Raw genomic sequence first — 6,192 nt, 5'->3', positions numbered from 1 at the left:
GCGTGGAGCGCCTTCTCGTCGAAGTCCTCACCGTCGAGTTCTACTTCGAGGAAGCCGACGAGCCTCGGGCCGCGGGGGCCCTTCCGGTCCAGTACGACGGCGCAGGACCGGCCGCCCAGCACCGCGGACGCCGCGGCCTCGATCTCCTCCAGTTCGATGCGGTGACCGCGCAGTTTGATCTGGTTGTCGCGCCGCCCCAGGAAGTACAGCAGGCCGTCCAGACCGCGGTAGCCGAGGTCGCCGGTGAGGTAGACGCGCTGCCCGACGAGCGCGTCGACGGTGACGAACCGGGCCGCGGTCACCTCCTCGTTGCCCGCGTAGCCCTCGGCGAGGCCGGGTCCGGCGACGGCGAGTTCACCGACCGCGCCGGTCGGCAGCGGGCGGTGGTGGGCGTCGAGTACGTGGATCCGTTCGCCGGGTAGTTCGGTGCCCAGGGGGATCTCGGCGCCCTCGACGAGGGCGTCGCGGGAGATCTCGTGGACGGTCGAGGTGATGGCCGCCTCCGTGACGCCGTAGGCGTTGAGGACGGTGGCGTCGGTGTCGGCGAGGAGGCCGCGCAGTGCCTCCACGGGAAGGCGCTCGCCGCCCAGGACCAGGAGCCGGGGTGTCCAGCGCTCGTCACGCAGGGCGGGACGCAGGTCCTCGCGGGTGGCGAGGAAGTAGCTGGTGGGCAGGTTGGCGACGGTGACCCGGGCCGCGGCGAGCAGTTCGGTGAGCTCGGCGCCGGTGGGCACCTCGTGCTCGGGCAGGACCAGGCAGGCGCCTGCGTACAGGGTGGGCAGCACTTCCTCCAGCGCCACGTCGAAGGACGGCTGGGCGAACATCAGGACCCGGTCCGAGGTGATGAGGCCGAACCGGTCGGCGGCCGCGGTCATGTGGTGCACCAGGGCGGCGGGGCCGACGGCGACCGGCTTGGGGGTGCCGGTGGAGCCGGAGGTGTGGATGACGTACGCGGTGCCGGGAAGTACGGCGCCGTCGCGCGCCGGGGGCAGTACCGGGGCGTCGATCCGGGCGGTCGGCAGTGCGTCCGGCAGGGCAGGGGTGCCGTCGCCGGTGAGGACGAGCGCCGGCGCGAGCCGTTCCAGCAGCAGGCCGAGTCGGGCGGGCGGATCGGACGGGGACAGGGGGCAGTAGACGGCGCCGGTGCGCAGGCAGGCGAGCAGGGCGATGACGGATTCGGTCCCGCGGGGCAGGACCACGGCCACCGGCCGGCCGGGGGTGACACCGGCGGCCTTCAGGCGCTCGGCGAGCGAGGCGACGCGGGCGTCGAGTTCGCCGTAGGTCAGACGGCGGGCGCCGCACAGCAGGGCCGGCAGCGACGGGTGGTGTGCGGCCACGGGATCCAGTGGATCGCGGCCGGCCGGGACGGGTACGGGCTCGGCGGCCGGATCCGTGGCGGCCGGATCTAGATCGGCCAGCGGGGTCTCGGGGCTGTGGAGGTAGGCGCGTAGCAGGTCCAGGAAGCGGCCGGAGAGCAGCCGGGCGACGTCCTCGCCGAAGAGGTCCGCGTCGTAGTCCCAGACGAGGGTCATGCCGGGCGCGCCGTGGCGCGGGGTGACGCCGCGCCGGTCGTCCGGGAGCAGGACCACATCGAGGTCGAAGCGGGTGGTGCCGGTGTTGAAGCCCTCGAAGAGGGTGATGTCGAGGCCGGGTACGTCGATCTCGGGCAGGGGCGCGTCGTGGGCGCTGAACATGACGGAGAACAGCGGGTTGTCGGCGCCGGAGGTGTGCATGCCGAGGGCTCGGGTCAGTTCCTGGACCGGTACGTCCTGGTGCGGCAGGGCCCGGATGAGGGTGTCGGTGACCTCGTCCATGGTGTCCTGGGCGGGGACGGCGGCGTCCAGGGTGAGCGGCAGCGGGATGGTGTTGACGAACATGCCCACGGCGTCCTCGTAGCCGAGGGGGCGGTTGCCGACGGCCGTGCCGATGACCATGCGGGAGCGGCCGCTGTGTCGGCGCAGCAGCTCCGCGAACAGCCCGAGGAGCGTGGAGAAGGGGGTGAGGCCGCGGGTACGGGCGTGTCCGCGCAGCTGTTCGGCGAGATCGGCGCCGATGGTCTGGCGCAGCTGTCCGCCGTGGTGCCTGCGGCGGGCGCCGGGGCGCGTCACGCCGGGCAGCGGCAGGTCGTGCTGCTGGTCGCGCAGTTCGGCCTGCCAGAAGTCGAGCGATTCGGGGGCGTACGCGGCCTGGGCCCGTTCCTGCACGTGGTCCGCGTACGAGGAGGCGGCCGGGAGCTCCAGGGTCTCGCCGAGGACGTGGGCGCGGTAGACGCGGAAGACGTCGTCGAGCAGGATCGCGAAGGAGTGGCCGTCGTGGATGAGGTGGTGCTCGACGTGGATCAGCCGGTGGTGGCGCTCGGCCAGCCGTACGAGTGTCCAGCGGATCAGCGGTGCGTCGAAGGTGTCGAGCGGTGTCTCGGCCTCGGTGCGCAGGAGGCGGGCGAACGCCGTCTCCGGGTCGTCCGCCGTGCTGAGGTCGACGGTGTGCAGCCTCGGCGAGCAGTGCTCCGCGACCCGCTGCTGCGGAACGGAACCCGTGGGGGCGACGAGTTCGAGCCGCAGGCCGGCATGGCGTGCCAGGGTGGCGGCGAGCCCGCGGCGCAGGGCCCCGGCGTCGAGGGTGCCCCACAGGTCCAGTGAGGCGGTGAAGTTGTAGGCGCGGCTGCCGGGCTGCATCTGCTCGTGCAGCCAGACGATCTCCTGCGAGGAGGAGAGGGGAAGCATGGGCGATCCCTGAGGTTGTCGGGTCGGTTTCCGGTGCCGGTCACGGTCGTGTCCGGCGGTCGTACGGGCGGCTTCGCGGGTCGCGCGGTGCCGTTCGGGCGTGCGGGGATGCTGTGGGGGGAAGCGCGGGGCGCGGGGCCGGGCGAGGGCCGGTGTGCGGGTGCCGCGTCCGGCGGGGCCCGGCGGGGCGGGGTGTGGGCCCCTGGGCGGTGTCCTGCCGATCAGGCCGGATGAGGGAGCGGCGACCGGTGTCGTGGGGCCTCCCCAGGCCCGCGGGGCCGAGGGGAAGGATCGCCAGGCGACCGAGGACGGCGTGGCGGAACGCGGTGCCATCGGTGCTCCTTTGCGGCCACGACCTGGGGCGTGGCTCAGGGGCGCAGGGCGTCGGTGAGCGCGTCGAACGCCCGGTTCGCGGTCTCGTCGTCGATCACCGCCCGGTCCCACCCCATCCGCAGGCGGATCTGCGCTCCCTGGGTGACGGACACGGCGAAGGGACCGCGGACCGGTCTGCCGTCGACGTGGACCTCCCGTCCTTCGATGCCCGCCAGGGCGAGGGGCGGGCGACGGCTGTCGTCGTCCACGGTGAGGAGTCCGTCGAGGCCTCCGGTCCAGCCCGAGCCGGTGGACCGTACGGCGGTCACGACCGTGTCGAACGGTACGTCGGCCCGGTCGAGGTCGTCCCACCACGCGTCGGCGGTGGCCTGCGAGCCGGGTCCGCGGCCGGTGTCGGCCGGGAAGACGAGAGTGTTGAGGAAGCAGCCGATGACCGGCTCCGCGCCCGCGGGACGGCCGCCCCACGGGTAGCCGAGCGGGACCGTGCGGTTCGGGCCGTACAGCTCACGGGCCGCGGAACGGCAGGCGTCGAGCAGTCCGGGGAAGGAGACTCCGCCGTCGTGTGCGGGCAGCAGGGCGTGCGCGGCGCCGCTGGGCGGTACGCCCTCGGGCGCTCGTGCGGGGCGGGGTGCCGGGGCGTGGGTGTCCAGCGTGCGCAGCCGGTCCGCCCAGTACGCGGCCGCGGCGGGCGTCTCCGCTCGCTCCTCGGCGGCGAGTTGCAGCAGGACGGCGTCCTCATAGGTGGCGAGTTCGGCTGCCGTCTCTCCCGCCGCGGTGCCGGGATCGGTGGCCTCCTCGCTGTAGGCGGCGCCGAGTTCGTCGACGATCCGCGCCAGCGAACGGCCGTCGCAAACGGCGTGGTCCAAGGCGACGGCGAGGATGTCCTCCTCGCGCTCCTCGTCGCGTACGAGGAAGAGCCGCAAGGGGGAACCCTGCGGATCCCAGGACTCGAGTGCGCGGCGGAGCGCGTCGGCCGCCGACTCGCCGGGTGCGACGGTCGGCCGGGTCACGGTGACCTCCGCGTCGTCGGGAGTGGCGACGCGCAGTACGGGGGTGCCCCGGACGACGGCGGGCCGCGAGCGCAGGGCGGTGTGCCGTGCGGCGAGCCTGTGGGCCGCTGTCCGCAGCCGTTGGGGGTCGATGGTTCCGGAGGGGAACGCGAAGAACATGGGCACCACGTCGGGGCGTCCCGTCGGGTCCAGCGAACGCACCAGCATGAAGCGGCGCTGCGCTCCGGTGACAGGCAGCAGGGCGTCGGGCCGGTCGGCGGTGATACGCCGGTAGCGGGTGAGGTACTGACTCGTGATGCTGAGCACGGGGTCCTCTTCGTGGTGGCCGCGGTCGCGGCCGCGCGGGGCGGTGTGGTCGGTGGTGGCGGGCGGTGGTCAGCCGGTGGGCGCGGGGGCAGGCCGGTCGCCCTCGTCGGCGTGGGATGCGGTGTCCTGCGGTGGCCCGTCGGCGCTGCCCTCGTTCTGCGGACCGGGGAGGTCGCGCATCCGGCGCAGCGGGGAGAGCAGCAGCGGAAGTGGTACGGCGAGGATGCCGACGGCGCACCAGGCGAGGGCCGTACGCGATCCGTAGGTCTGGGCGAGGGCTCCGCCGATGAGCGCGCCGAGCGGCAGGGTGCCCCACATGAGGAAGCGCAGGGTGGCGTTCATGCGGCCCAGCAGGCGTGGCGGGCACATCCCTTGGCGGAAGCTGACCTGGGCGACGTTGTAGACGACGGCGCCGAAGGAGACGACCGCGGATCCGGTGGCGAAGAGGACGGCCCCGGCGAGACCGTGCGTGGACAGGGGCCACAGCAGTGCGAAGGGGCCGGTCACCAGAAGGGACAGGAGGATGACCCGGGCCTGTCCCAGCCGTGCGGCGAGGCGGCCGGCGAACAGGGCGCCGAGGAGCCCGCCCACGGCCGACGCGGACAGCACCAGCCCGAGCCCGCCGGCCTGCAGTCCGACGGTGCGGACGAGGTGCACGGTCTGCGTGGCCATGAGGACGGCCGTGCAGAGGTTGGCGAGGCCGGTGGTGAGGGCGATGACGCGGAGCAGGGGGTGGCCGAAGACGAATCGCACACCTTCGCTGATCTCCTTGCGCAGCGAGGCCCCGGGCGCGGGGGCTTCGGGTGCTTCCTCGGTCCGCTCGATCCGCCGGAGGAAGAGGGCGGAGAGGAGGTAGCCGACGGCGTCGACGATAACGGCGAACTGCGCTCCGACGAGTTGGACGAGTCCGCCGCCGATACCGGGGCCGGTGACGTGTGCGGTGGAACGGACCGTTTCCAGCGCGCCGTTGCCTGTGACGAGTTGGTCGCGGGGCAGGATCTGGGGCAGGTAGCTCTGGTGGGCGACGTCGAAGAACACGGTCGCCACGCCGGTCACGAGCGCGACGGCGTAGAGCTGGGCCATGGTCATGACGTCGGCGAGCGCGGCGGCGGGGATGCTCGCCATGGCCACGGCTCGCACCAGGTCCGCCCGGATCATCAGGGGCCGTTTGCGCATGCGGTCGGTGAGTGCCCCGGCGGGCAGCCCGACGAGCAGGAAGGCGGCGGTCTCCGCTGCGGTCAGGAGGCCCACCTGGAAGGCGGGGGCGTCGAGTTCGAGGACGGCTACGAGGGGCAGTGCCACCAGCGTCACCTGGGCACCGAACTGTCCGGTGGCGGCTCCCGCGAGCAGCAGGCGGAAGTCATGCAAGCGCATGGGGCCACCGGTGCCACCGGTGGCGGAGCGGTTTGTGTCGGACATGTGAACGACATTCACCGATTAATCGCGCAACAGTCAAAGGAAACCTGTCAATTTCGGACTTGTTTTGCGGCACTGAGGACACGAGTCGGGAAATCTTTCGTGCTACCCGGGGTACCACCACGTAAATTCCGGCGGACCGAACAGGCGGCGCGGGGCGCGTAGGGCAAGGGGGGTCAGGGAGGCGCGAGGGGGGCGCGAGAGGGGCGACCGGCGACTCTTACCGTGAGTAACCGATTCCATCCTGGCCGAAAAGACTCATCCGGGATCATGCCCCTGCGGAGGCCGACATTCCGTCCGCTATGAAGGCGCTTGCGGCCCGGGCACGTCTTCCCACACCATAGGCAGGACTGGGCGCGGCGGCCAGCACGGCCCCACCCCGCCGGCCCCACCCGCCACACCCG

The 6,192-nt window shown here is 73.0% G+C and carries 3 protein-coding genes; all 3 read right to left on the bottom strand.

Translation table 11 applies throughout. From position 1 onward, the window contains the following. A partial coding sequence (locus ACWGIU_RS26535; RefSeq protein ID WP_453709807.1) for a non-ribosomal peptide synthetase occupies positions 1 to 2,723 on the bottom strand: 2,723 nt, incomplete at its 3' end. A 368-nt stretch (positions 2,724 to 3,091) separates the two neighbouring features. Then, positions 3,092 to 4,372 (bottom strand): condensation domain-containing protein, encoded by a 1,281-nt coding sequence (locus tag ACWGIU_RS26530; protein ID WP_453709805.1) that lies wholly within the window; start codon positions 4,370 to 4,372, stop codon positions 3,092 to 3,094. Positions 4,373 to 4,441: 69 nt separating this feature from the next. Then, positions 4,442 to 5,791 carry an MFS transporter gene (locus ACWGIU_RS26525; RefSeq protein WP_453709803.1) on the bottom strand — a complete coding sequence of 450 codons (1,350 nt, stop codon included), beginning with the start codon at positions 5,789 to 5,791 and terminating at the stop codon, positions 4,442 to 4,444. Positions 5,792 to 6,192: the final 401 nt, after the last annotated feature.

The organism is Streptomyces sp. NPDC054840 (genome assembly GCF_053611065.1).
The sequence above is the reverse complement of the archived record's forward strand: the minus strand, read 5'-3'. Positions and strand labels throughout refer to the sequence as shown.

What these genes read in the sequence shown, in the direction of transcription:
- ACWGIU_RS26525 (WP_453709803.1), bottom strand. Translation starts at nt 5,791, where the DNA reads ATGTCCGACACAAACCGCTCCGCCACCGGTGGCACCGGTGGCCCCATG.